Source organism: Mucilaginibacter sp., from assembly GCF_965201005.1.
Taxonomy (GTDB): domain Bacteria; phylum Bacteroidota; class Bacteroidia; order Sphingobacteriales; family Sphingobacteriaceae; genus Mucilaginibacter_A.
Genome location: NZ_OZ241747.1, coordinates 128,479 through 152,437 on the forward strand (window position 1 = coordinate 128,479; position 23,959 = coordinate 152,437).

Annotated in this window: 24 protein-coding genes and 1 pseudogene; 13 read left to right on the top strand and 12 right to left on the bottom strand. The window is 42.3% G+C overall.

From position 1 onward, the window contains the following. The first annotated feature begins 1 nt into the window (after position 1). Both ACOFKR_RS00565 and ACOFKR_RS00570 read left to right on the top strand, forming a co-directional pair. Positions 2-616: a rhomboid family intramembrane serine protease gene (locus ACOFKR_RS00565; RefSeq protein ID WP_419802081.1), complete on the top strand. Its 615-nt coding sequence runs from the start codon at positions 2-4 to the stop codon at positions 614-616. 73 nt (positions 617-689) lie between these two features. Beyond that, complete coding sequence (locus ACOFKR_RS00570) at positions 690-2,000, top strand: UDP-N-acetylmuramoyl-tripeptide--D-alanyl-D-alanine ligase (protein ID WP_419802082.1); 1,311 nt, start codon at positions 690-692, stop codon at positions 1,998-2,000. A gap of 40 nt (positions 2,001-2,040) precedes the next feature. On the opposite strand, the gene ACOFKR_RS00575 is transcribed toward ACOFKR_RS00570, so the two are convergent. From ACOFKR_RS00575 to dusB, 3 genes are all read right to left on the bottom strand, one after another. Continuing rightward, positions 2,041-3,522, bottom strand: coding sequence for a PAS domain-containing sensor histidine kinase (locus tag ACOFKR_RS00575; protein WP_419802083.1), 1,482 nt, complete (start codon positions 3,520-3,522; stop codon positions 2,041-2,043). A 373-nt stretch (positions 3,523-3,895) separates the two neighbouring features. Continuing rightward, positions 3,896-4,282 carry a Co2+/Mg2+ efflux protein ApaG gene (apaG, locus tag ACOFKR_RS00580; protein ID WP_419802084.1) on the bottom strand — a complete coding sequence of 129 codons (387 nt, stop codon included), beginning with the start codon at positions 4,280-4,282 and terminating at the stop codon, positions 3,896-3,898. A 43-nt stretch (positions 4,283-4,325) separates the two neighbouring features. Further along, positions 4,326-5,318 carry a tRNA dihydrouridine synthase DusB gene (dusB, locus tag ACOFKR_RS00585; RefSeq protein WP_419802085.1) on the bottom strand — a complete coding sequence of 331 codons (993 nt, stop codon included), beginning with the start codon at positions 5,316-5,318 and terminating at the stop codon, positions 4,326-4,328. Between the two features lie 42 nt (positions 5,319-5,360). Between dusB and ACOFKR_RS00590 the strand changes: the two genes are divergently transcribed. The 4 genes from ACOFKR_RS00590 to ACOFKR_RS00605 are packed head-to-tail and all read left to right on the top strand — an operon-like array spanning position 5,361 to position 8,018. Then, positions 5,361-6,290 (top strand): CPBP family intramembrane glutamic endopeptidase, encoded by a 930-nt coding sequence (locus tag ACOFKR_RS00590; RefSeq protein WP_419802086.1) that lies wholly within the window; start codon positions 5,361-5,363, stop codon positions 6,288-6,290. Then, positions 6,290-6,502 carry a hypothetical protein gene (locus tag ACOFKR_RS00595; protein ID WP_419802087.1) on the top strand — a complete coding sequence of 71 codons (213 nt, stop codon included), beginning with the start codon at positions 6,290-6,292 and terminating at the stop codon, positions 6,500-6,502. Before ACOFKR_RS00590 ends, ACOFKR_RS00595 begins: the two co-directional genes overlap by 1 nt. Positions 6,503-6,521: 19 nt before the next feature. Further along, the gene (locus ACOFKR_RS00600) at positions 6,522-7,331 is read left to right on the top strand and encodes a phosphatidate cytidylyltransferase (protein ID WP_419802088.1); all 810 of its coding nucleotides are present in this window, start codon (positions 6,522-6,524) and stop codon (positions 7,329-7,331) included. Between the two features lie 21 nt (positions 7,332-7,352). Then, positions 7,353-8,018, top strand: coding sequence for a phosphatidylserine decarboxylase family protein (locus ACOFKR_RS00605; protein ID WP_419802089.1), 666 nt, complete (start codon positions 7,353-7,355; stop codon positions 8,016-8,018). 215 nt (positions 8,019-8,233) lie between these two features. Here the strand turns inward: ACOFKR_RS00605 and rplS are convergent, their stop codons facing one another. The 3 genes from rplS to ACOFKR_RS00620 form a co-directional block, all read right to left on the bottom strand. Continuing rightward, on the bottom strand, positions 8,234-8,581 hold the full coding sequence (rplS, locus tag ACOFKR_RS00610; protein WP_419802090.1) for a 50S ribosomal protein L19: 348 nt from the start codon (positions 8,579-8,581) through the stop codon (positions 8,234-8,236). A gap of 125 nt (positions 8,582-8,706) precedes the next feature. After that, positions 8,707-9,381 (bottom strand): tRNA (guanosine(37)-N1)-methyltransferase TrmD, encoded by a 675-nt coding sequence (gene trmD, locus ACOFKR_RS00615; RefSeq protein WP_419802091.1) that lies wholly within the window; start codon positions 9,379-9,381, stop codon positions 8,707-8,709. Positions 9,382-9,471: 90 nt separating this feature from the next. Beyond that, positions 9,472-11,622: a transglycosylase domain-containing protein gene (locus tag ACOFKR_RS00620; RefSeq protein WP_419802092.1), complete on the bottom strand. Its 2,151-nt coding sequence runs from the start codon at positions 11,620-11,622 to the stop codon at positions 9,472-9,474. A 114-nt stretch (positions 11,623-11,736) separates the two neighbouring features. Between ACOFKR_RS00620 and ACOFKR_RS00625 the strand changes: the two genes are divergently transcribed. The 3 genes from ACOFKR_RS00625 (at position 11,737) to ACOFKR_RS00635 (ending at position 13,888) form a co-directional block, all read left to right on the top strand. After that, positions 11,737-12,819, top strand: a complete 1,083-nt coding sequence (locus tag ACOFKR_RS00625; protein WP_419802093.1) for an Mrp/NBP35 family ATP-binding protein — start codon at positions 11,737-11,739, stop codon at positions 12,817-12,819. Positions 12,820-12,853: 34 nt separating this feature from the next. Continuing rightward, positions 12,854-13,132 (top strand): NifU family protein, encoded by a 279-nt coding sequence (locus ACOFKR_RS00630; protein WP_419802094.1) that lies wholly within the window; start codon positions 12,854-12,856, stop codon positions 13,130-13,132. A gap of 117 nt (positions 13,133-13,249) precedes the next feature. Beyond that, the gene (locus ACOFKR_RS00635; protein ID WP_419802095.1) at positions 13,250-13,888 is read left to right on the top strand and encodes a hypothetical protein; all 639 of its coding nucleotides are present in this window, start codon (positions 13,250-13,252) and stop codon (positions 13,886-13,888) included. Here the strand turns inward: ACOFKR_RS00635 and def are convergent. Together def and ACOFKR_RS00645 are read right to left on the bottom strand one after the other, a co-directional pair. Then, entirely contained in the window at positions 13,885-14,457 is a 573-nt protein-coding gene (def, locus tag ACOFKR_RS00640) for a peptide deformylase (protein WP_419802096.1), read from the bottom strand. The two genes, ACOFKR_RS00635 and def, sit on opposite strands and share 4 nt — an antisense overlap. Before the next feature lie 295 nt (positions 14,458-14,752). Next, positions 14,753-14,932: pseudogene (locus ACOFKR_RS00645) on the bottom strand (xylose isomerase); the annotation flags it as partial. Positions 14,933-15,024: 92 nt separating this feature from the next. On the opposite strand from ACOFKR_RS00645, the gene ACOFKR_RS00650 reads away from it, so the two are divergent. Both ACOFKR_RS00650 and ACOFKR_RS00655 read left to right on the top strand, forming a co-directional pair. Next, positions 15,025-15,471 (top strand): DUF6934 family protein, encoded by a 447-nt coding sequence (locus ACOFKR_RS00650; protein ID WP_419802097.1) that lies wholly within the window; start codon positions 15,025-15,027, stop codon positions 15,469-15,471. 10 nt (positions 15,472-15,481) lie between these two features. Beyond that, positions 15,482-15,637, top strand: coding sequence for a hypothetical protein (locus ACOFKR_RS00655; RefSeq protein WP_419802098.1), 156 nt, complete (start codon positions 15,482-15,484; stop codon positions 15,635-15,637). A gap of 233 nt (positions 15,638-15,870) precedes the next feature. Here the strand turns inward: ACOFKR_RS00655 and ACOFKR_RS00660 are convergent, their stop codons facing one another. Further along, a complete protein-coding gene (locus ACOFKR_RS00660; protein ID WP_419802099.1) occupies positions 15,871-16,344 on the bottom strand; it encodes a hypothetical protein in 474 nt (157 codons plus the stop codon). 251 nt (positions 16,345-16,595) lie between these two features. Here ACOFKR_RS00660 and ACOFKR_RS00665 point away from each other — a divergent pair, with 251 nt between their 5' ends. Then, complete coding sequence (locus tag ACOFKR_RS00665; RefSeq protein WP_419802100.1) at positions 16,596-17,054, top strand: PIN domain-containing protein; 459 nt, start codon at positions 16,596-16,598, stop codon at positions 17,052-17,054. Between the two features lie 259 nt (positions 17,055-17,313). Here the strand turns inward: ACOFKR_RS00665 and xylA are convergent, their stop codons facing one another. Next, the gene (gene xylA / locus ACOFKR_RS00670) at positions 17,314-18,645 is read right to left on the bottom strand and encodes a xylose isomerase (protein ID WP_419802101.1); all 1,332 of its coding nucleotides are present in this window, start codon (positions 18,643-18,645) and stop codon (positions 17,314-17,316) included. Between the two features lie 105 nt (positions 18,646-18,750). Next, positions 18,751-20,226: a xylulokinase gene (locus ACOFKR_RS00675; RefSeq protein ID WP_419802102.1), complete on the bottom strand. Its 1,476-nt coding sequence runs from the start codon at positions 20,224-20,226 to the stop codon at positions 18,751-18,753. A gap of 429 nt (positions 20,227-20,655) precedes the next feature. Between ACOFKR_RS00675 and ACOFKR_RS00680 the strand changes: the two genes are divergently transcribed. Continuing rightward, positions 20,656-22,881 carry a glycoside hydrolase family 3 C-terminal domain-containing protein gene (locus ACOFKR_RS00680; protein ID WP_419802103.1) on the top strand — a complete coding sequence of 742 codons (2,226 nt, stop codon included), beginning with the start codon at positions 20,656-20,658 and terminating at the stop codon, positions 22,879-22,881. Positions 22,882-22,973: 92 nt separating this feature from the next. Here the strand turns inward: ACOFKR_RS00680 and ACOFKR_RS00685 are convergent, their stop codons facing one another. Beyond that, positions 22,974-23,726 carry an SDR family NAD(P)-dependent oxidoreductase gene (locus tag ACOFKR_RS00685; RefSeq protein WP_419802104.1) on the bottom strand — a complete coding sequence of 251 codons (753 nt, stop codon included), beginning with the start codon at positions 23,724-23,726 and terminating at the stop codon, positions 22,974-22,976. Between the last annotated feature and the right edge of the window lie 233 nt (positions 23,727-23,959).

Here is a 23,959-nt window from a genome sequence, read left to right on the forward strand (position 1 = left end):
CATGCTCGAATATGTTTATGCAACGCCGGTAGCTTCGGCCATTTTTGTGATCACGCTGCTCACCAGTCTGCTGGCTTTTTCCAATCCGCAGGTTTACGAAGAGCTGATCCTGGCCCCGTACCGCGTTTACCGCAAAGAAAAACTGTACACACTTTTTACCAGCGGTTTGATCCATAAAGATTGGCAGCACCTGTTTTTCAACATGTTGTCTTATTATTTTTTCGCTTTTAACCTGGAGCGGATTATCGGCCACTGGCAGTTTGCGGTTTTATATTTGGTGAGTTTGGCGTTGAGTGATTTGCCAACCGTAATGCGCCACCGCGAAGATTTCTGGTACCGGACGCTGGGTGCTTCCGGGGCGATTTCGGCCGTTGTTTTTAGTTTTATTATGTTCGATCCGATGACGAAAATGATGATTTTGCCGCTGCCCATCCCGATCCCGGCCATCTTGTTCGGCGTTTTGTATTTAGTTTATTGCGTGTATGCCGGCCGCCAGCAAGCCGATACCATCAACCATGATGCACATTTTTATGGTGCGTTAAACGGCGTTATCATCACGATTATTTTATATCCGGATGTGGTGCCGTATTTTTTGGGGAAGCTGGGTTTGCGGTAGCGGATACTGTTTTTACCCCTATAAAAACAGTATCTTTTCTGCCATTTTTCTTAAAATTACAAAAAGCAAATCCATGACAACCGAACAGCTTTACCAAATCTATTTACAGCATCCGCAGGTTTGTACCGATACGCGCGGCATCATCCCGGGCAGCATTTTTTTCGCCTTAAAAGGGGCAAATTTCAATGCCAACACTTTTGCCCAAAAAGCATTGGAAAGCGGTGCGGCTTTTGCCGTGATTGATGAAGCCGTTTACAAAACAAGCGATCGTTTTATTTTGGTGAATGATGCACTAACGGCTTTGCAGGATTTGGCGCGGCACCATCGCAAGCAGTTACAAATCCCGGTGATTGGCTTAACGGGATCCAACGGAAAAACAACCACGAAAGAGCTGATTAATGCGGTTTTAAGCCGGAAATTTAAAACTTACGCCACCAAAGGCAACCTCAACAACCACATTGGCGTGCCGCTTACGCTGCTTTCCATCTTCGCAGAAACCGAAATTGCGATTATAGAAATGGGTGCCAACCATCAGCAGGAAATTGCTTTTTTATCCGGACTGGCACAACCTACGCACGGCATGATCACCAATATTGGCCGGGCGCATCTGGAAGGTTTTGGCGGTCCGGAAGGCGTACGCAAAGGCAAAGGCGAGCTTTTTGACTGGCTGGAGCAACACAACGGAACCGTATTTGTAAACCATGATGATTTGGTTTTGGAGGAAATGGCTTTTCACCGGAATTTTGCAAAAACGGTTTATTACGGCAAAGATCAGGCAAATTTAGTTTCGGGCGAAATTTTGGAAAACGTGCCGCTGCTGAAGCTAAATTGGTGGGCGAATGGACATCCATCAACCCAAAAACAGGCAGTGCAAACCAATTTGACCGGCAGTTACAACCTGAGCAATTTGCTGGCTGCTGTTTCTATCGGTGTTTTTTGGGGCTTATCTGCGGAGGAAATCAATGCCGGGATCTCTGGTTATCAGCCTTCTAACAACCGTTCGCAAATCCTTCAAACCAAAACCAACACCCTGATTTGTGATTATTACAACGCCAACCCGAGCAGCATGGAAGTGGCCATCCAAAACCTGGGGGCGATTGCTGCGGATAAAAAAGTGCTGATTTTGGGCGATATGTTTGAACTGGGCGAACATGCTTCGGCAGAACACGCACTCATCATTAAAAAAGCAAACGAAATTGAAGCCGGTCAGCGGATATTTATCGGGAAGGAATTTTACCGGCACCATGCTGTTTTTACCGGTACTTTTTTTGAAACTACGGATGCTGCTTTTATCGCCCTAAAAACAGCACCGGTAACAGGCGCAACGGTATTGATAAAAGGTTCGCGCGGAATGCGTTTGGAAATTTTGGCAGCAGTATTATAGCGATAAAAAACTGCTGAACATCCTTTTAAGTTAATAATTTTTATTTGCTCAACGGCAGCGTGAACCAAAAGGCGGAACCTTTGCCGGGCACGCTTTCTACACCGATTTGGCCACGGTGCTGGCGGATAATTTCTGAACAAAGGTAAAGCCCGATGCCAATGCCAGGGATAATTTGCGTTTGCCCGTTTTCTACCCGGTAAAAACGGTCAAATATTTTGCTTTGATCACTTGCTTTGATACCGATGCCTTTATCTTTGACGTTGATTTTGAGGAGTGCGCCTTCGTTTTGACAACTGATTTCGATTTGCTGGCCCGGAGAAGAATATTTTGATGCATTACTAAGCAGGTTTATAATTACCTGACCTATTTTTTCACGATCGGCATAAACAGGTAATTGCGGGCATGGCTTTAGATAAATGTCGTAGTTTTTTGTGGTGAGGGCTAATTCCTGAACTTTCTCACGGATCAGGTCATCCAGCAAAAAAGCAGTGTTGTCAAGCTCTATCCTGCCGGATTCTAATCTCGAAACATTTAAAAAGCTGTTTACCAAAACCGTCATCTTCCTGATTTGCGAATGAAGTTTTTCTAAAGCTACAGCAGTAAACGAGTCTTCCGTTTTTTTTGCCCTTGCAGCAAGCATTTGCACGTAAGATTTCAACACGGTCAGCGGCGTTTTAAGCTCATGGCTCACCATTGTTATAAAATCGTATTTGCGTTGCTCTTCTAATTTCTGAAGGGTGATATCCAGCATATTGCCCGCCATATATATTGCTTCGCCCTGATGATTATAATAAGCTTTACCGGTTGATTTTATCCATTTGGCCGTACCACCGTTTAAAGGATGCACTATAAATTCTTCGCTGAAAGTGGTTTTGGTATCAATGGCCTGCTGCACGGCCTGACTAACCCTTTCCTGATGTTTTGCGGTTATAGATTGCACCAGTTGTGGTAAAGTAGCTATTTCCCCTACTGCTATACCATGCAGTACACGGGCACTTTCAGAAAAAGTTATAATGCCTGTTGCTAAATCTGCTGTCCAACCGGCCAGGCCAGCTGCGTCCATGGCCATGGCCAGCAAATCCTGTGCTTGTTCCAGCTCTTTTTTCCTGCTTTCCTGCTGTGTAATGTTGTGTATGGCACACATTAAGTATTTCACTTCTCCGGCTGTTCCGGTGATGGGTAAATATTCTGCCTGCCACCAGCTTTCGGCAGGCTTATTGTCATTTACTGCAGGAATGTCATAACGGAGGCTGTTTATAATTACTGGCCGTCCGGTTTCTATAACCTTGTTTAAAGCCTGCCTGATTTGATGGTTGGCTGCAATGGCGGTTTCATCGGCCGGATACATATCCCACATGCTGCTCCCGGTTAAATCCCGGCTCTGGGTACAACTTATTTCCTTAAACTTTTCATTATAGGTTACGATGGTAAATTTCGGACTATCTGCCTCTACAATAATCCGGGGATGCGGCAATTGATGGAACACAGATTCAAAAAAACCTTCTGGTGAATGTTCTGCCATAATTTTAAATTTTTAGAATTCAAAAATGCTTTTAATAGTTTGTCTTCCAAACGCTTATCCATTAACATCCATATCTGCCAACCATACAAAATTAACTGTTGAGCAGGGTTAAATTTACTTTTTATTGATTAGGAATTGTAACAAATCCATCAGCAGAATGATATTGGTACAAAATGAGGATTTTTCTTAACTAAAAGAAGTATCTATACCACGATTAAGCCAGGCTAAGTTGAAGGCTTGCAAACTTTAGTTAAAAAAACGACAAAAAAAGCAGCCTGGGCAAGCTGCCTGCAATACTTAAATTTTAGTACTTAAAATAAGTATCTGACATAATTAATTTTCAAAAATTATAGCTGTAAAAACAGTATCCGGCTTAATTCAGCTTATAAGGCGCAATTAATTGAAACTCCGGAATGTTGACATCAAACGTGCGGTTGTCCAGCAAACGCAGCATTTGATATTCGCCTTTCATGCTGCCCATTTCGGTTTTTAAGTTACAGCCCGAAACGTATTCATGCAGGTTTCCGGGTTCAATAACCGGTTGTAAACCAACTACGCCTTCGCCTTCTACTTCGCGCTTCGTTCCATTAGAATCAAAAATATCCCAGCGGCGGCGCATCAGCTGCACGGCATAATCAGTCATGTTTTCAATCGTAATTTTATAGGCAAACATAAAATGTTCGTTTGCCGGGTTAGAGTATTCTTGCTGATATAAAGTTTCTACAGATACTTTTACACCTTCTGTAATTGTGTTCACCATACTGTTTTTATCAGTTTTTTTTTTGATAACGTTTGTTCAACAATCACGCCATAACAAGTGCGTGGCCGGATTTAATTCCTTCCAGAATGTCATAAATCTCGTCAATATTTTCCGAAGCAACCAGCTTCATCCTCGTTTCTTTAAAGTTTTCAATACCTTTAAAATAGTTGGCATAATGTCGGCGCATTTCAAAAACCCCGGTTTTCGGCCCTTTCCAGGCAATAGATTTTTGCAGATGTGTTTTGCAAACATTTGCCCGTTCTTCTATCGTGGGTTTGGGCAAAAAGTTGCCGGTTTTCAAAAAATATTTAACTTCCCGGAAAATCCATGGGTTACCGATCGATGCACGGCCGATCATCATGCCATCTACCTGAAATTCGCGCTTCCAGGCCAAAGCTTTTTCAGGCGAGTCGATATCACCGTTCCCAAAAACCGGTATTTTAATGTTTGGGTTTTTTTTTACTTCGCTGATCAACCGCCAGTCGGCCTCGCCTTTGTACATCTGTGCGCGTGTACGGCCATGAATCGTCAAGGCTTTGATGCCCACTTCCTGCAAACGCTCGGCAACGGTAAAAATGTTTTTGGTATGATCGTCCCAGCCCAAACGCGTTTTTACAGTAACGGGAAGGTGCGTTGCTTCAACCACAGCTTTTGTCATGGCCACCATTTTATCAATATCCTGTAGCAAACTTGCACCGGCACCGCGGCAGGCCACGTTTTTAACCGGGCAGCCATAATTTATGTCGATCAAATCCGGACCGGCTTTCGAGGCAATTTGCGTAGCCTCGCGCATGGTTTCAATGCTGCTGCCGAAAATCTGGATGCCAATCGGCCGCTCGTATTCAAAAATATCCAGCTTTTGCCTGCTTTTGGCCGCATCCCGGATCAATCCTTCCGAAGAAATAAACTCGGTGTACATCAAATCGGCACCGTTTTGCTTGCACACAAAACGAAACGGCGGATCGCTCACATCTTCCATCGGTGCCAGCAAAAGCGGGAATTCCCCCAGATCAATATTTCCTATTTGAACAGACATGTTTATCTTTAAGGCCTGCAAATTTACATAAATTATCAGCAGATGACGGAAAAGCCTTATCACCAAATATCATATCCGCTGCAGTTTTTACTGATGGTTTTGCTGGCCGTTGGCGGCTTGGTTCTAGGCGGATTGATTTGCGGTATCATCGTCGTGATTATTTACGGCCCATCCGGTTTCAGTGCGATGCTAACGATGAATGACAATATGTCTGCCAGTGCACTCAACAGCTTGAAAATCATGCAAATGGGTTCATCGGTTTTCGGCTTTTTGATCCCGGCCATATTTTTTGCCAGGGTGATTGTCCGCCAGCCCGTTCCGTATTTAAAAGCCAACTGGCGTTTCCCGCTGATGCTTCTTTTACTGATGTTTTTTATCATGCTGATCTCGGCCCCGCTGATGGAAATGCTGATCACCATCAACCAAAAAATGGTTTTTCCGCCTTTTTTAAAGGGTTTGGAACGATGGATGCGCAACCTGGAAGACAATGCCGGCAAGCAAACCGAAATTTTATTGCAGATGAAAACGCCGGCCGCTTTTTTAATCAACCTGCTGATGATTGCCATTTTGCCGGCCGTTTCCGAAGAATTTATTTTTCGCGGCTGTTTCCAGCAGATTTTTACCGGCTGGGCCAAAAGCCTGCATTGGGGCGTTTGGCTTTCGGCGGCGTTGTTCAGTTTTATCCATTTTCAGTTTTTTGGTTTCCTGCCGAGGATGTTGCTCGGCGTGTTTTTCGGTTATTTCGCGGCTTGGAGCGGCAGCATCTGGCCGGGTGTTTTAGGCCATTTTTTAAACAACGGAACCGCCGTATTGGTCACTTATCTGTACCAAAATAAATTGATAAAAGTGAACCCGGATCAACAGCAAATGTTCGATTGGAAAAGCTACACCTTCAGCATTATCCTCACCGTGATACTGTTTTTAGCATATAAAAAAATATCCGGACAAAAACGCCAACTGCAAGCAGCATAATGGAAGCAGACTGGGTCAAAATTTTTACGTCCGCCAATTTCTTTCAATCAGAAATGGTGAAACAATTGCTCATACAGCATGAAATTGAAGTGGTGTTGATGAACAAACGCGATTCGGCACATAACACTTTTGGTCAGGTAGAAGTTTTCATTCATCAATCCGAGTTCAGCCGCGCCATCGAAATCTTGGTTTTAAACGATATCCGGCCATGAAAATCAAATATATTTGGTTATGAAAACCCGCGCCATAACCGGTTTTGTATTTGTTTTGGTGATGCTGGCCGCCTTTTTTTTCGGCCCTTACCTTTTCCTCGGTTTTTTTTCGCTGCTGGGTTTGCTCTGTCTGGCAGAATTTTACGGCTTGATCAAAACAACCGGCATCATCCCGCAGCAAATAAACGGCTTGGTTTTAGGCGGGATTATCTGCGCTGCAGCAACATCTTTTTGGCTCGATGCTTCTTTTACCAGGTATTTTTCAGGATTGATCGTCCTGTTCGGCGTTTTGATATTTTATGCTGAATTGTACCGCAAATCCAACAAGCCTTTCCCCCAAATTGCCTTTACTTTTTTAGGTGTAGTTTATACTTTACTGCCTTTCGTTTTTTTTATGGCGATGGCATTTCTGCAAAAAACTTTTGATTATCATTTACCGCTCGGCTTTGTTTTGTTGTTGTGGACGAACGATACTTTCGCCTATCTTTCCGGCCGTCAGTTCGGCAAAACCAAACTTTTTGAACGTCATTCGCCTAAAAAAACATGGGAAGGTTTCGTTGGAGGGATTATTGCCTCGGTCATCGTTGCTTTTGTTTTAAGCACCTATTTTCAACAGGTTTCTACTTTCCACTGGATCATCGTTTCGCTCATCATTTCTATTTTCGGCACCATGAGCGATCTCGTAGAATCCATGCTTAAAAGAAGCATCAACGTAAAAGATTCCGGCTCGGTTTTGCCCGGCCACGGCGGTTTGCTAGACCGCTTTGACGGACTTTTACTGGCTGCACCATTGGTTTTTATTTATCTGTACTTATTTTCAACTTTGTAATTTAAAACGTTTATTTACTGCATGACTATCCACAAAGAAGGTTTTTCGTCGCTCGCCTTAACCATATTGTTTTTATTTGTGCTGAATGCATTAGTTCACTTTTACTTTCCGGACAATCATGTTTTGCGCTGGCTTACCTACATCTTTTCCGGCGTGTTTTTTCTGATCGTGCTACAGTTTTTCCGGCATCCGAAAATTACAGTCACTACGGATGAAAAAATGGTAATTTGCCCGGCCGACGGCAAAGTTGTGGTGATTGAAGAAGCCCAGGAAACCGAATATTTAAAGGACAAACGCATCCAGGTTTCCATATTTATGTCGCCTGTAAATGTGCACGTAAACCGCAACCCAATTACCGGAATTGTTAAATATTTTAAATATCACCCGGGAAAATATTTGGTGGCCTGGCATCCTAAATCCTCAACCGAAAACGAGCGTACGACCGTTGTGGTAGAAACGCATCAGGGAACCCCGGTTTTGTTCAGGCAAATTGCCGGTGCATTGGCGCGCCGCATTGTCTGGTACGTAAAAGAAGGCGATGAAGTGCAGCAAAGTGCGCAGTTTGGTTTCATCAAATTTGGTTCAAGGGTTGATGTTTTTTTACCCCTGGGAACCAAAATCAGCGTAAACCTGGGCGAAACCGTGAAAGGCGGAAGAACCATTTTAGCGGAATTGATAACGGACTAACCGCGCTGTCGTTCCAACCGAATGGGAGGGATATTCTTCGGGCATAATACTTCTTTATGCCAATTTTTGGTCGATAAAAACAGTATCTAACAACAATTTTCTTTTTGGTTGAGCAGATAGAAAAGAAAATTCAGCACCAATTTTTACCTCATAAAAGAAGCCTTTCAGAAAAAATCTGAAAGGCTTCTTTTATGGACCTAATATCCGGAAAGAAATTATTTTCTTATTGATTTGATACGGGCTGCTTTACCAGTCAGTTCGCGCAGGTAAAACAACTTGGCACGACGTACTTTACCGTGGCTGTTTACTTCCACTTTATCAATATTTGGCGAATTAACCGGAAAAATACGCTCTACACCAATACCGTTAGAAACTTTACGAACAGTAAAAGTTTCGTGCGCGCCGGTGCTGTTACGCTGGATGACCACACCCTGGTAAACCTGAATACGCTCTTTGTTGCCTTCCCTGATTTTGTAATGAACGCTAACGGTATCGCCAGATTTGAACGAAGGAAAGCTGCTTTTAACTATGTTTTGTTCTTCAACAAATTTTACTAAATCCATGATTTTAAGCTCTTAATATCAATTTTTAACCCGTAAAAATCGGATTGCAAGTATAGGGATTTTATTTTGTTTTGAAAAGATGGTTTAAAAATTTTGATAAAGATTTTATACCGGTAAAAACAGCATCATTCAAGCAAATCAGGCCGCCGTTGCCGCGTTCGTTCCAAAGCTTGTTCATGGCGCCATTTTTCAATTTCACCGGCGTTGCCGCTCAGCAAAATTGGCGGAACAGCTTGTCCGTTCCATGCTGCCGGGCGTGTGTACAAAGGTGCATCCAGCAAACCATCCTGAAAAGAATCCGACAAGGCCGAAGTTTCGTCAGACAAAACGCCCGGGATCAGCCTCACCACTGCATCTACCAAAACCGCGGCCGGCAATTCCCCGCCTGAAAGCACGTAATCGCCCACCGAAATTTCCCGCGTTACAAAAGTATCGCGGATACGCTGGTCAATTCCTTTATAATGGCCGCATAAAATGATGATGTTTTTTTTGATAGAAAGCTGATTTGCAATCTGTTGATTCAAAGTTTCACCGTCCGGCGTCATAAAAATCACTTCATCATATTCTCGTTCTGATTGCAAATACTGAATACATTTGGCAAAAGGTTCAATCATCATCACCATGCCGCTGCCGCCGCCGTATTGGTAATCATCTACGCTTTTTTGCTTGTTGGAAGTATAATCCCGCAGGTTGTGGACGCTGATTTCGGCAATCCCTTTTTTTTGCGCACGCTGCAAAATAGAATGCGCAAACGGACTTTCCAGCAAACCCGGCAAAACGGTAACGATATCAAAACGCATGTGGCAAAGATACTTCTTGCGGCCTGAAAAATTTAGGCGGATAAAAGAAGCATTGATGAATATTGCCGATGCTTCTTTTACCGCATAAAATTACAGCAAACCCCGGTCCTGCAATTCACGGCGCTTTTCTTTTTCGCGGCGGCGCAGTTCGCGTTTCTCTACACGGATTTCTTTTGGCGTTTTTCCGGCAGTGTCAACCTTTTTCTCAATCACTTTTTCTACCGAATCTTTTTTGCCGAAAAGCCGCTGGAAAAAATTCGGATGCTCTGCCACGCCTACACCAACGCCGTCGTCATTATTGTCCTGCAGCAAACTGTCCGCGGCAACGGTATCTACAATGGCCATTTTCGGCCTTAAAGCTTCCCGCAAACGCACCGTATAAAAGCCATAAGCAGATGAATCAGGCGGCGTTAAACCTTTAGAAGCCATCAGGCGGCCAATCAAATTAAAATAACCATGGATGGATGGCCGCAAACTTCCGTCAGGCAAAAAAGAATACAAGCCCGATTTTGGTTTTGGTACGATGCTGGCCAGATAAATACTTTCGCCAATGGTTAAATCAGCCGGGGATTTGCCAAAATAATAATGCGAAGCTTCGCCGATGCCGTACACATTTCTGCCCCATTCGATAATATTGAAATACACTTCCAGCATCCGGTTTTTGGTGCTGATATCATTGTTTTCGATCAGCCAAACGATCAGTGTTTCTTCGATTTTGCGGGCAAGCGTTTTTTGCCGGCTTAAAAAAACATTTTTGACCAACTGCATGGAAATCGTGCTGCCGCCGCGCTTAAACTGTTTTTCTTTAAAATCAGTCGCAATAGATTTTCGGATCGATTCTTCCACAAAACCATGGTGGCGGTAAAACGAAGGGTCTTCGGCCGTCATCACCGCGTTGCGCAAATTCGGCGAAATATTTTGCAGCGGTGTAAAATTCGGGTTTGCCGGGCCAACAATCCGCGAGGGCATCGGCTTGCCTTTTTCGTACGGCGTATAAACAAAAACCTGGTTTATTTTGCTGAGATCGGTTTGCCCGTACTGCAAAATCTTAAAGTTTTCTTTCTCCAAACGGGAATCAAAACGCACATTATCAGCATCTTTTGTGTTGAGGTAGAAATTTAAGCCATATTTCAATTTTCCGGAAACTCTGATCCCGGTCAGTGATTCAAATAATCCGCCCGGAAAAGAATTGAACAATGATTGCGCGTCCAGCCAATCGGTATGCAGTTTTAACTCATAAATTTTGGTTGGTTTGAGCGTGATTTTGATAAACGGATTGGCCGAAACATTTTTTAAATGAATAACGGATGAACTATCCACGGAAACATAATTTCCGCCCACAAAAACATTTGCATCGATAGAAGCACTCGGCACCACAATATCGTTGGAAGCTATTTTGGGGTGATTGATCAGCAGGTTCCGCACAAAACACGAACTGAAAATCTGTGTTTCATCACCGTTTTGTTCTTCTTTTTTCAGTTCTGTGCCGATGGTGTCAAAGTTCAGCTTCAACCCATATTTTTTTTCGATAAAAGGCAGTTCCACCTTTTTGTTATCGGCATAAAGCTTAACGGCAATATTCTTTTTTGAAGTATTTACGTTGCCCGCAATGTGCCAGGTAGCATAACCATCGTTCACCAAAATTGTAGAGTACAGTTTGCCGCTTTCTATTGTTGCTTTTGGGATTTGCAGATTGAGTTTGTTGCTATCGTCCCGAAAGGCAATGTCAAACTTGGTTAAGTTCAAATCATCCGGAATTTTATATAAAAACTGCGTTATCAAATTGTGCGCAAAATCGGCCAGGTTGGTGCTTTGTTTATGGGAAGTGCTGTCTTTCTGCTTCTTAAATAAAAACTCAAAATTGCGTACTCCTTTTATACTGGTTAAATTAAGCTTGCCATCCTCCATCAAAATAGTAGAAAACTTAACGTTGCCAATCAGCAACGGCAGCAATTTTACGCCTACCCGGAAATGGCCGATGCGCAGCAAACTGTCCTGATCAAAAGGTACAATGATGATGTCTTTCAGGTTTACGGTGGTTAAGCCGGTAAAGCTGGCCGAACCTATTTTTACATCTAAATTATACGTGTTCCTGGCTTTTAATTTAGCTTTGCCAATAGCGGTCTCAAGCAAAACCTGCCGTTTTGAATAAGCAATTAAACCGGCCACTACCAGAAGAACCAGCAAAGAAACAAGAACAACAAGACCGGTTTTTAAGTATTTACGGTTTAAACGGCGCATCAGTAAATTTTGGATAAAACTAAAAATCTTTTTGCTGCCAAGTATGCCCCGGCAGGATATTTTTAACAAAACGGTTGTGATGCTGTTTTTATCGTACTAAAATCAAAAAAATAGATGAGTATTACCCGCGAAGAGGTTTTAAAAGCGTTGAGTTATGTAGAAGACCCGGATTTGAAAAAAGATTTGGTAACGCTGAACATGATCGAAGATGTATTGATTGAAGGCAATCGCGTAAGTTTTTCGGTGGTGCTGACTACTCCTGCTTGTCCGCTCAAAAGCATGATCGAAAACGCTTGCCGCAATGCCATTTTACATTTTGTAAGCAAAGAAGCTGATCTGCATATCAACATGACTTCCCGCGTTACTACACCCAAAAATGTGGGTGTGCCGGGCGTTAAAAATATTATTGCAGTGGCTTCAGGCAAAGGTGGCGTGGGCAAATCCACTGTTGCGGTAAATTTAGCTTTGGGTTTGGCAAAAACCGGTGCAAAAGTTGGTTTGATCGATGCTGATATTTATGGCCCGTCTATCCCGATTATGTTTGGTTTGGAAGGTGCGCGGCCACAGGCATCCGAAGTAAACGGTAAAACCCGGATTGAGCCGATTGAAAAATACGGTATCAAATTACTTTCTATTGGCTTTTTTACCGATCCGAACCAGCCTGTCCCGTGGCGCGGGCCAATGGTTTCTACGGCTTTAAAACAGCTTTTTAACGATGCCGAATGGGGCGAACTGGATTATCTGGTAGTTGATTTACCGCCCGGAACCGGCGATATCCACATCACCTTAACCCAAACTTTCCCGGTTGCCGGGGCCGTAATTGTAACCACACCGCAAAATGTGGCTTTGGCTGATGCAAAAAAAGGTATCGGTATGTTTATGATGGAAACCATTAACGTGCCGCTGCTGGGGATTATTGAAAACATGGCCTACTTTACGCCTGCAGAATTGCCGGAAAACAAATATTATATTTTTGGACAAGGCGGCGGACAAAAACTGGCCAGCCAACTCAACATTCCGTTTTTGGGCGAAATCCCGCTGGTAAAAAGTATCAGCGACTCCGGAGATGCCGGTGCACCGGTAATTTTGCAGGAAAACAATCCCATGTCGGCCGCTTTTATGGATCTGGCCGAGCGCGTGGCGCAGCAGGTTGCCATCCGCAACGCAAAATCAACAGATGGGGCTGGTGTTAGATAAATTAATTATTTTTACTCGGTAAAAGAAGCATATCATGAATTTGACAGATCAGGTGGAAGTAGCGTTGAACAGTATCCGGCCATTTTTGGAAGCAGATGGCGGCAATGTTTCTATAGAAGAAATCACAGCAGATAACGTATTGAAATTGAGGCTGCTCGGTTCTTGCGGCTCTTGTCCGATGAGCATCATGACGATGAAAGCCGGAATTGAACAGGCAATTATGCGGGCTGTACCTCAAATTAAAGCGGTAGAAGCCGTAAACCTAACGGATATTGATGATCCTCATGCAGTATTACCAGCAAACTTGCAGTAAAAATTTGGTTAAGTATTGTTAAATAGCTTTTAAAAACAGACGACAGCTCAAAAAATATTGCTTCTTTTGTGCCTGTTTTTTTGCCAGGATTGATTTAAACCGGAAATAAATTTCACCATGAAAAAGCTGCTGATAGCTTTAAGTTTGTTCTTGTCTTTTTCTGCATCCGCACAGAAAACAGAACGGCCTTTGGTGCAGTTTTCCGGAATGATCATCAATTCAGACAGTAATACGGTTGTACCGTACACCAATCTTACTAATATTTCTTACAACAACCGGGTGGTTTCTTGTGATTATCAGGGTTATTTTTCTTTTGTTGCGCACGAAAAAGACAGCATCCGGGTTTCTTCGGTTGGTTATCTTACACAAATTGTTGTCATCCCGGAGCATATCAGTAGTAAAAGTTATATCCTCAAAATCAAACTCAAAGCCGAAGCCATTAATTTACCGCTAGTGCGCGTTTTCCCTTGGGCCAGCGCGGATGAATTTAAACGGGATTTTTTAGCTATGAAATTTGCGGATGATGACTTGGCAATTGCCGCAAAAAATTTAAGCAGAGGTTCTGTTATCGCCATGGCAAGGACTTTGCCGCACGACGGGCAAACCAATCAGATTATGAACTTGCAGGGCATGCACGATAATTTAGTGCACATGGGTTCTGGCCCAACCAATCCGTTATTGAACCCGATTGCCTGGGGCAGCTTGATCCGATCGATTATCCGGGGCGATAAAAGCCGGCAAAGCGACAGCAATTAACGTCCTTTTTTTACCGCCGGAAATTTCATTTTATAATCTGCTTTTACAATCCCTTTAGAAATATCAGTCAGCTTTTTCTGGATCAACCTTTTACGCAGCGGGCTGATGTGATCGGTAAATAATTTGCCGTCCACATGGTCGTATTCATGCTGGATAATGCGCGCGGCCATACCTTTAAAACTTTCTTCCTGCTGCTGCAAACCCTCATCCAGATAAGAAATCCGGATATTTTTGTTGCGGTAAATATCTTCCCGGATATCCGGAATGCTTAAACAACCTTCGTTAAAAGGCCAGGTTTCGCCGGTTTCTTCCAGCATGTGTGCGTTGATAAAAACTTTTTTAAAACCTTTCAAATCCGGTTCGTCATCTTCAAATGGCGTGGCATCGATCACAAATAAACGGATAGACTGGCCAATTTGCGGTGCGGCCAAACCAACGCCGCGGGCCGCATACATCGTTTCGTACATATCCGCAATCAGCTGTTTCAGATCAGGAAAAGCGGCTGGTTCTATATCCAATGCAACCCGCTTTAAAACCGGATCACCATAAGCAACAATGGGTAATTTCATTTGCTGCAAAAATAAGGGTTTTGGCGTAATATTATTTCAAGCAGTATGCAGCACCTGTTTAAATTTTACCGGTTTATTTCATAATGCTTCTTTTATCACCTAAAAAACAGTGAATTATATTTTGCTTTTGATAAAACACAAAATTATAGTGCTAAAAGAAGCATCAGGGTTTTTTAAAACAGACCCGCAAGGATTTTGATTTTTGTTAAATATCCTTCAGTTTACCTTTTACTGTATAATCCTGATCGAATTTTTCCGGCCAGATGCTTCTTTTACCACCTAAAATTCAGGCTGATTAAATATACCGGTTAATCAAATTTTCCAAATATTCCTGTTTACCGCTGATGGTTGCAGGTTCGCCGTTTTCGGCCGCGTAGTTGCGCAAGTCTTCTACAGAAAGCTTTCCTGCTTCAAATTCCTGGCCTTTTCCGCTATCAAAAGAAGCATAACGTTCTGCACGGATTTTTTTGTAATCATACATCGTTATTAGATTAAATAGCTTTTGTAACAATATCTTTTTAACCAAGCTAATGTTAAAAACAGTATCTTCATAGTTCGCCACGTAGTATGAAAGTTGAAAAATATGCCCTCAAATCTGAAAGTAGTTTAAATATTTTTGAGTTTATTAGTGAAGGGCCAAAAGGTATAATCCGTAAATTAGTTCAATTTCAGGCAACCAACGAACCGGGACTTTATAATCTTGCTTTCGGTGATAAAAATGCTGAAACTAATGAGATAGATGATCTTGCGATATCAAATAACAATGACAGTGAAAAGGTTTTGGCTACAGTTGTTGCTTCATTGTACGCATTTTTTGACAAATATCCAGATGCTTTTGTTTACGCAACAGGTAGTACAACTGCGAGAACAAGATTATACCGAATGGGAATAACCCGTTTTTATAATGAAATGATTAAGGATTTTTATCTTTATGGACAAGTAGAAGATGAATTTTATTCGTTTGAAATAGGAACAGACTATATAGGGTTTTTAGCACAAAGAAAATTTAACTAAATTGTAAATAATGAAAACAGTACAAGAATTGAATAATCGAAAAGTGCCAATTGTGAGGATTGATCCTTCCCTTGAGCAATATCGGGATAAAACAATCTTTCCTGAAAAATTGGAAAAGGTAAATGAAATGCTTAAAACGGTAAAATTACCAAAGAAGAAAATATAAGCTAATAACAATCACCACCAAAGCTTCTTTTATCACCTAAAATTTGTAACCGAAAACAAAGCTTGTGTGCTTCAAATTCCTTCAGCCGTAACTTTTGGAAATTTTAGCTTTTTAATCAACCCAAATCATCAAGATTTTGCTGGAATCAGGATTTTGGAAGTTGTGGATTTTCCTTTTGATAGGAGGATTTTTAGGTAGGAACTTAGACTAAGTTTTTTTGTTTGTATTGGTTTTTATAAAAAATTATTATTTATCCATACTGGTAATAATTCAATTCCATCATCTTTGGACGTCCATTTTCTATATTCGATACTTTGTGCCATACTTGAAATGTCATTCATGCCACAGGATGTTTCCCATCGTTGATTAGTAGTATAGTTATAAGAATTGCCGGATTGAGGATCATCCCATCTTTCTGTTGATCTTGTTTGGTATGCTCTGTCGTAGACTCCTTCTTTTATATTTATAAAATGAAGAAAAGCTTCTTGGCCATGAATTCCAGTTATGCCATGATACGAAGGTAATTTATCTTCACAATAAAGCTTAAATTCTTTTTCGTTGAATACGTGTCTAAACTGTCTATAAAGATTTTTATTATTGGTTATTAAAATTGGTTGAGGTTCAATTATATTATTAAAATCTGATAAGACATTGTTATTATAATACAATACCGCTTCTTTAGAACTAATGAGTCGTTCAATAAACATATAATCAGGATTGTTAGAAATGTCCTGATTGTGGTTATGAAATGTTATGTAAAATTCTGTGTGCATAGCATTAAATAATGTTTGATGTTAAAAATAAAAGTTTCGGAAATAAAAGCAATAAAAGCAAAAAAGCATCCAACATTCCGGCGAGATGCTTCTTTTACCACCTAAAAAATTGGTAAGCTTAAATATAACAGTTAATCAAGTTTTCTAAATATTCCTGTTTGCCGCAATATTAGTAATTTAGTGAAATGAAATTTTACGTTGATACTTCCGTGTGGGGCGGCTATTATGACAAAGAATTTTCTGAATGGACAATCCCTTTTATTGAGCAGGCAAGGCAAGGTAAATTTACACTTGTAATTTCTGACGTTACCCTTGCAGAATTGCAAGATGCTCCCAAAAATGTAAGAGATTTACCAGAGACCATACCGTCTTCGAACATTGAACTTGTAAACATTACACCAGAGCAACTCAGCCTTGCAGAAAAATATATTTTAGAAGGTGCATTGCCACCAAAATATTATTCAGACGCACAACATATCAGCATATCAACTATTTTAAAAATAGAAAGTTTAGTGAGTTGGAATTTCAAACACATGGTCAATTTTTTCCGTATCAAACAATATAACTTAATAAATCTTAAATTTGGATATTCTATGATCGATATCCGAACACCTAAAGAAGTAACTTATGGAGACCCAGAATAGCAATTTGGAAAAAGATTTTCATGCGGTTGATTACATGCGAAACGTACGAAAAAAAATGTCTGAATTATATTTATCGGACCGGGGAAAATACCTGGAACAAATACAAAAAGCAATGACAGATTTCAAACTACTTAAAAGTCAGTCGGGACAATAATATTTGAATTGTATTTTACAGGTTTGAGTAGAAACAATTTGTTGAACCAAAGAAGCATCCAACGTTTCCGCCAGATGCTTCTTTTATCACCTAAAAATTGTCAACCTAAATATACCGATTAACCAAATTTTCCAGATATTCCTGTTTGCCGCTGATGGTTGCAGGTTCGCCGTTTTCGGCAGCGTAATTGCGCAAATCTTCTAAAGACAATTTGCCTTCTTCAAATTCTTTGCCTTTTCCGCTATCAAAAGAAGCATAACGGTTTTCACGAATGGTTTTGTAATCAGATTTTTGCAGGATGTTATCCGCCGTAATCAATGCGCGGGCAAAAATATCCATGCCGCCAACGTGTGCATAAAACAAATCGGCTGGATCGGTGGAATTTCTGCGGATTTTGGCATCAAAATTAACGCCGCCGTACTTGATGCCGCCGCCTTCCAAAATAATCAACATCGATTCCGTCAGTTCATTAATATCGTTTGGAAACTGATCTGTGTCCCAGCCATTTTGCATGTCGCCGCGGTTGGCATCGATCGAACCCAGCAAACCATTATCAACTGCAACTTGCAGTTCGTGCTGAAAAGTATGCCCGGCCAGAGTTGCATGGTTCACTTCCAGGTTCAATGAAAAATCATTCAGCAGATCGAACTTCTGTAAAAAGCCGATAACCGTTGCCGCATCAAAATCATACTGATGTTTCATCGGCTCTGCCGGTTTTGGTTCGATAAAAAAGCTGCCTTTGAAGCCGTTTTTACGGGCATAATCTTTGGCGGCGTGCAAAAATTTGGCAAAATGTTCCTGCTCGCGTTTCATGTTGGTGTTCAGCAAAGTCATATAACCTTCCCTGCCGCCCCAGAACGTGTAATTTTCTCCGCCCAAGGCAATCGTGGCATCCAAAGCAAATTTAACTTGTGCCGCGCCGTGCGATAAAACCTGGAAATCCGGGTTGGTAGCAGCACCGTTCATGTAGCGTTTATGCGAAAACAGGTTGGCTGTTCCCCACAATAATTTTACGCCGCTTTGTGCCTGTTTTTCTTTGGCGTAATCTACCAAAGTTTGCAAACGGCGTTCGTTTTCAGCAACGTTATCGCCATAATCCACCATATCTACGTCGTGGAAACAATAATAAGGCAAGTTCATTTTGGTGAAAAACTCGAACGCGGCATCCATTTTATCTTTGGCACGTTCAATCGGATCCGATTTTTCATCCCAGGGGAAAATATGCGTGGCACCACCAAACGGATCGGAACCATTTCCCACAAAAGAATGCCAATAAGCACCGGCAAACTTGAAATGCGCTTTCATGGTTTTGCCGTCCACAACGCGGTTTTCGTCATACCAGCGGAAAGCCAAAGGATTATCAGATTCTAAACCTTCAAATTTAATTTGATCGATACCTTTAAAAAATTCTTTTTCTCCTGTGATTATATTTCCCATAATTTTAATAATTGGTTAATGATTGTTTTAGTTTTATGTTGAATTTGGCTGCTTGACAAGTTAATTTTTATGGCATAAAAGAAGCATCCAAAATACAAATGCCGGTCATGTCAACTGCTTATCCAACAAAGTTTTCCATTGCTGATAAACGGCTTCAAAATCATTATTTTCAGGTTCGATTTTTTGCACCGGCTGCATGTTTTGAAAAGCTTCTTCTGGCGAAGTAAAAATATTTGCTCCGATTCCTGCGCCTAAAGCTGCGCCTGCGCTGCCATCATTCTGATATAATTCTACCGGAACGCCGGTTGCGTTGACAAACGTATCGGTAAAAACAGTACTCCTAAACATATTCGCTTTTCCGGCGCGGATAACGGTTGGATGCATTCCGTTTTCGCGCATAATATCCAATCCATAACGGAACGCGCAGGCAATGCCTTCCTGAACGGCACGGAAAATGTGCGCTGGTGTATGCCGGTTTACATCAATGCCAACGATTTGTGCACCAATTTGACGGTTATTCAGCATCCGCTCGGCACCATTGCCAAAAGGAAGAACCAACAAACCTTCGCTTCCAGCTTTAATTTTTGCGGCTTCCTCGTTCATTTGCTGGTACGTGCTGTTTTTACCGGCCAGATTTTTGGCCCAGCGGTTCATGCTGCCCGTTCCGTTGATGCAAAGCAAAACGCCAGTGCGCGTTGCATTTTCGGCATAATTAACGTGTGCAAAAGTGTTTACTCTGGATTGCTGATCATAAACAAATTGATCGCTTACGCCATAAATAACGCCCGAAGTCCCGGCGGTTGCGGCAACTTCACCAGGTTTTAAAACGTTGAGTGACAAAGCATTGTTGGGTTGATCTCCAGCTTTATACGAAACCGGAATGCTGTTTTTAAGACCTAAATTTTGTGCTACTTCCGCTTTAACTTCACCATGAACAGCAAAGACAGGTTTGATTTCGGGGAAAATAGCTTTGTCGAAACCAAAATAATTGATCACATCTTCAGAAATTTTTTGGTTGATAAAATCATAAAAAACACCTTCCGAAAGAGCAGAAACCGAAGTAGTGATTTCGCCGGTCAGTTTCATGGCAATAAAATCGCCAGGCAACATTACTTTGTCTATTTGCGCATAAATTTCCGGCTCGTTTGCTTTTACCCAGGCCAATTTGGATGCGGTAAAGTTCCCAGGCGAATTGAGTAAATGTGCTAAACTTTTTTCTTCGCCAATCGCTTCAAAAGCATCGTTCCCAATTTCTACCGCACGGCTATCGCACCAGATGATACTGTTCCTGAGGACGTTCTGATTTTTATCCACCAAAACCAAACCGTGCATTTGGTAAGCGATACCGATGGCGGCAATATCCTGCGGATTATATTTGCCGGATTGATTGCATGCCGAGATGGCTTGCTGCGTAAAAGCCCACCAGGTTTCGGGCGATTGCTCTGCCCAGCCGGGTTGCAGCGAAATGATTTCGGCTTCCTGTTCTGGGAATTGTGCCGAAGTAATGGTGTGCTGTGTGACCGCATCCAGCACAGAAACTTTTACGGAAGAGGTGCCCAGATCAATACCTAATAATAACATGGTTTATCTATAATCCTGTAAGAAAAAATCAGTTTTTTTGGGGTTTCGTGAACACAAAAGTAAGAAGATCTGCAATCGATTGCCCATTTTTATTTTTTTGCTTAGGGCCTGTTTAAAATTCTGTCGAATAGTTGTACGGTGCTTCTTTTATGCTCGTAAATTTTGCTTTTGTAATTGTTGCCGATAGAAAAACCCATTAAAACACCAATTTTTAGGTGGTAAAAAAAGCATAGAAAATATATCGGACAAAATTTAAACAGGTTCTTAAAAAAACCCGACATTGCGGCCATAAATCTATGTGAACAATCATTTTTAACAAAGGACGCTTCTTTTATGCCTGTAAATTTTGCCTGATAAAAGAAGCATTTGGCGATTGAAATTTTTGCAAAAACCCTCCACCCGAAAAAAACCCTTATAAAAAAAGCATCTATGAAAAAGTTGTTTACCAACAAGTTGCGCTTACTTCCGCTGGCATTGCTCCTGGTGCCCGCGCTGGGCATGATGAAAAAAAACAAGTTTGAACACAAATTTCAAGACCCGTCTTTACCGATTGAAGAACGCGTGAACGACCTGGTTTCCAAGCTCACGCTGGAAGAAAAAGTAGATCAGATGACCAACAGTACACCCGCCATTCCGCGCTTGAGCATACCCGCTTATGATTGGTGGAACGAAGCTTTGCATGGCGTTGCCCGGGCCGATAATCAATACAAAACCACCGTTTACCCGCAAGCTATTGCCAATGCAGCTACTTTTGACAGCCCTGCCGTACATGAAATGGCCGACGAAATTGCCACTGAAGGCCGCGCCATCAACAACGAAAACCTGAAACACAACAACGCTGCGCAGTACACGGCTTTAACTTACTGGTCGCCCAATATCAATATTTTCCGCGATCCGCGCTGGGGCCGCGGACAGGAAACTTATGGTGAAGACCCCTTTTTAACGGCAACGATGGGAAAGGCTTTTGTAACCGGTTTGCAGGGAAACGACCCGAAATATTTAAAAGCGGCCGCCTGCGCCAAACATTACGCTGTGCACAGTGGTCCGGAGCAAGCCAGGCATAAATTTGATGTAGATGTAAGCAATTATGATTTGTGGGACACTTATCTGCCAGCGTTTAAACAGCTGGTTGTTAATGCAAAAGTGGCCGGCGTAATGTGCGCTTATAATTCTTTCAGAGGGCAGCCCTGTTGCGGCAGCGATATTTTGCTGACCAATATTTTGCGCAACCAATGGAATTTTACCGGTTATTTAACTTCGGATTGCGGTGCGATTGATGACTTTTCTGCACCAAACGCCCACCACAGCTCGCCGGACGCAGAAACGGCATCGGCTGATGCGGTTTTGCATAGTACGGATGTAGAGTGTATCCTTGGCCCGGGATCTTATAAAACACTGGTAAAAGCCGTAAAAGACGGCAAGCTAACCGAGCAGCAAATTGATGTTTCAGTAAAACGCTTGTTTACCATCCGTTTCCGTTTGGGTTTGTTTGATCCGGTTGAGCAGGTAAAATATCGCCAAATCCCGCTTTCGGTGCTGGAAAGCCCTACGCACCATGCGCACGCTTTAAAAATGGCGCACGAATCTATTGTTCTCCTCAAAAACGAAAACCGGTTGTTGCCGCTGAAAAAAACCTTGAAAAAAATTGCTGTTGTTGGCCCGAACGCAGCTGATAAAACCAGTATCCTGGGCAATTACAACGGCATTCCGTCGCGTTTGGTGAGTGCTTTGCAAGGGATCAAAGACAAAGTTGGGGCAAGCACAGAAGTAATTTACACATCAGGAACGGGTTACGTTAAACCAAATGCAAACCTGAAAGCCGCTGTTGACAGTGTTAAAGATGCTGACGTGATTGTTTTTGTCGGTGGTATCAGCCCAAGACTGGAAGGTGAAGAAATGAATATAAAACAGCCCGGTTTTGATGGCGGCGACCGCACTTCGATTATGCTGCCCGATGCACAAACGACGTTTTTAAAAGCATTGAAAGCTACCGGCAAACCAGTTGTTTTTGTTATGATGACCGGTTCTGCCCTGGCAACGCCTTATGAATCGGCCAATATCCCGGCCATTGTTAATGCCTGGTACGGCGGTCAGGACGCAGGAACGGCCATTGCAGATGTACTTTTTGGGGATTATAACCCGGGCGGACGATTGCCGGTAACTTTTTACAAAAGCAACAGCGATTTAACCGCCGCTTTTGATGATTACTCCATGAAAAACCGCACTTACCGCTACTTTACCGGGCAGCCGCTGTATGGTTTTGGTTATGGGCTGAGTTATACTGCTTTTAAATATGATTTGCTGACTACGCCGTCAGCTTTACAATCCGGCAAAAAAAACACCATCAGCATTAAAGTAACCAATACCGGCAAAATGGCCGGCGATGAAGTAACGCAGCTTTACCTATCGCACGTGGGCGTTAAAATGAAGACGCCGCTAAAAGCCCTGAAAGGTTTTGAGCGCAACTTTTTAAAAGCCGGGGAAAGCAAAATCATCAGGTTTGAGCTGAAGCCGGAGGATTTGACGCTGGTTACCGAAAACGGAAACAGCATTGCCGCCAAAGGAAAAGTGATGATTAGCATTGGCGGTTGCCAGCCCGACGCACAAACGCAGGCCAGCAAAAAAACCGTATCAAAAACCGTATCGGTTATCTAAAAAAAGGTTGATAAAAGAAGTAGCCTCACCCCAGCCCTCTCCAAAGGAGAGGGAGTAAGAATGCTTCTTTTATCAACCTAAATTTGTTCAGCTTAAAACCCGATCGAGTTGCCGCCATCTACCGGCATAATTACGCCGGTAACGTATTTTGCCGCATCCGAAGCAAAATAATAAACCGCTTCGGCAATATCGGCCGGTTCGCCCAGCTTGCCCATTGGCGTGCGCGACATTACTTTTCGCTTTCGTTCCGGATCACTGTCTAACGCTTTTGCCGACATATTCGTAGCGATAAAACCCGGTGCCACGCAATTTACGCGGATGCCTTTTGGCGATAATTCTACGGCCATTGCCTTCGTCATGCCTTCAATTGCCGATTTGGCCGCCGTATAAGAAATCACGTAAGGAATGCCGTAACGCGCCGCCATCGAGCTGATGTTGATGATGCTGCCGCCGCCATTTTCCAACATAAAACGCGTTACTTCGCGGCTCATCACAAAAACCGAAGTGGTGTTGGTTTGGATGATGTTCTGGAAATCCTCGTCCGTAACTTCCATAAAATGTTTCTTCTGGTTGATGCCTGCATTGTTTACCAAAATATCAATCTGGCCATGCTCGGTTACAATTTCTTGTATCAGCGCCGGAACGCCTTTTAAATCCTGCAGATCAAAAACTTTATACTGGCAAAGTTGGCCCAAACTTTCTGCTGCTGCTTTTAAATTGTTTTCGTTCCGGCCGATGATAATTGTTTTGACCTGGTTTTGAACCAACTTTTTGCTGATTGCCAAACCCAAGCCCGATGCGCCACCCGTTACGATGGCAATTTTTGATGCTTCTTTTACACTCATTTTTTTTAGTGTTGACTTTCTTTTTTAAAATGATTGTTTTGATTCCACTCGAAAAAAATTATATACTTCTTTTATCACCTAAAATTTGGTGGTTTTTTTAGGGGATTTGAATCAGCAACAACTATAAAAGCAAATTTTGATGGCATAAAAGAAGCATTATAAATTTGTCGGCAAAAATTTTAAATAGCCCCTAAATCATTCAGCAAAAATACTGTTTTTATCAACCCAAATTC

What these genes read in the sequence shown, in the direction of transcription:
- ACOFKR_RS00565 (WP_419802081.1), top strand. Translation starts at nt 2, where the DNA reads ATGCTCGAATATGTTTATGCAACGCCGGTAGCTTCGGCCATTTTTGTG.
- ACOFKR_RS00570 (WP_419802082.1), top strand. Translation starts at nt 690, where the DNA reads ATGACAACCGAACAGCTTTACCAAATCTATTTACAGCATCCGCAGGTT.
- ACOFKR_RS00575 (WP_419802083.1), bottom strand. Translation starts at nt 3,522, where the DNA reads ATGGCAGAACATTCACCAGAAGGTTTTTTTGAATCTGTGTTCCATCAA.
- apaG (WP_419802084.1), bottom strand. Translation starts at nt 4,282, where the DNA reads ATGGTGAACACAATTACAGAAGGTGTAAAAGTATCTGTAGAAACTTTA.
- dusB (WP_419802085.1), bottom strand. Translation starts at nt 5,318, where the DNA reads ATGTCTGTTCAAATAGGAAATATTGATCTGGGGGAATTCCCGCTTTTG.
- ACOFKR_RS00590 (WP_419802086.1), top strand. Translation starts at nt 5,361, where the DNA reads ATGACGGAAAAGCCTTATCACCAAATATCATATCCGCTGCAGTTTTTA.
- ACOFKR_RS00595 (WP_419802087.1), top strand. Translation starts at nt 6,290, where the DNA reads ATGGAAGCAGACTGGGTCAAAATTTTTACGTCCGCCAATTTCTTTCAA.
- ACOFKR_RS00600 (WP_419802088.1), top strand. Translation starts at nt 6,522, where the DNA reads ATGAAAACCCGCGCCATAACCGGTTTTGTATTTGTTTTGGTGATGCTG.
- ACOFKR_RS00605 (WP_419802089.1), top strand. Translation starts at nt 7,353, where the DNA reads ATGACTATCCACAAAGAAGGTTTTTCGTCGCTCGCCTTAACCATATTG.
- rplS (WP_419802090.1), bottom strand. Translation starts at nt 8,581, where the DNA reads ATGGATTTAGTAAAATTTGTTGAAGAACAAAACATAGTTAAAAGCAGC.
- trmD (WP_419802091.1), bottom strand. Translation starts at nt 9,381, where the DNA reads ATGCGTTTTGATATCGTTACCGTTTTGCCGGGTTTGCTGGAAAGTCCG.
- ACOFKR_RS00620 (WP_419802092.1), bottom strand. Translation starts at nt 11,622, where the DNA reads ATGCGCCGTTTAAACCGTAAATACTTAAAAACCGGTCTTGTTGTTCTT.
- ACOFKR_RS00625 (WP_419802093.1), top strand. Translation starts at nt 11,737, where the DNA reads ATGAGTATTACCCGCGAAGAGGTTTTAAAAGCGTTGAGTTATGTAGAA.
- ACOFKR_RS00630 (WP_419802094.1), top strand. Translation starts at nt 12,854, where the DNA reads ATGAATTTGACAGATCAGGTGGAAGTAGCGTTGAACAGTATCCGGCCA.
- ACOFKR_RS00635 (WP_419802095.1), top strand. Translation starts at nt 13,250, where the DNA reads ATGAAAAAGCTGCTGATAGCTTTAAGTTTGTTCTTGTCTTTTTCTGCA.
- def (WP_419802096.1), bottom strand. Translation starts at nt 14,457, where the DNA reads ATGAAATTACCCATTGTTGCTTATGGTGATCCGGTTTTAAAGCGGGTT.
- ACOFKR_RS00650 (WP_419802097.1), top strand. Translation starts at nt 15,025, where the DNA reads ATGAAAGTTGAAAAATATGCCCTCAAATCTGAAAGTAGTTTAAATATT.
- ACOFKR_RS00655 (WP_419802098.1), top strand. Translation starts at nt 15,482, where the DNA reads ATGAAAACAGTACAAGAATTGAATAATCGAAAAGTGCCAATTGTGAGG.
- ACOFKR_RS00660 (WP_419802099.1), bottom strand. Translation starts at nt 16,344, where the DNA reads ATGTTTATTGAACGACTCATTAGTTCTAAAGAAGCGGTATTGTATTAT.
- ACOFKR_RS00665 (WP_419802100.1), top strand. Translation starts at nt 16,596, where the DNA reads ATGAAATTTTACGTTGATACTTCCGTGTGGGGCGGCTATTATGACAAA.
- xylA (WP_419802101.1), bottom strand. Translation starts at nt 18,645, where the DNA reads ATGGGAAATATAATCACAGGAGAAAAAGAATTTTTTAAAGGTATCGAT.
- ACOFKR_RS00675 (WP_419802102.1), bottom strand. Translation starts at nt 20,226, where the DNA reads ATGTTATTATTAGGTATTGATCTGGGCACCTCTTCCGTAAAAGTTTCT.
- ACOFKR_RS00680 (WP_419802103.1), top strand. Translation starts at nt 20,656, where the DNA reads ATGAAAAAGTTGTTTACCAACAAGTTGCGCTTACTTCCGCTGGCATTG.
- ACOFKR_RS00685 (WP_419802104.1), bottom strand. Translation starts at nt 23,726, where the DNA reads ATGAGTGTAAAAGAAGCATCAAAAATTGCCATCGTAACGGGTGGCGCA.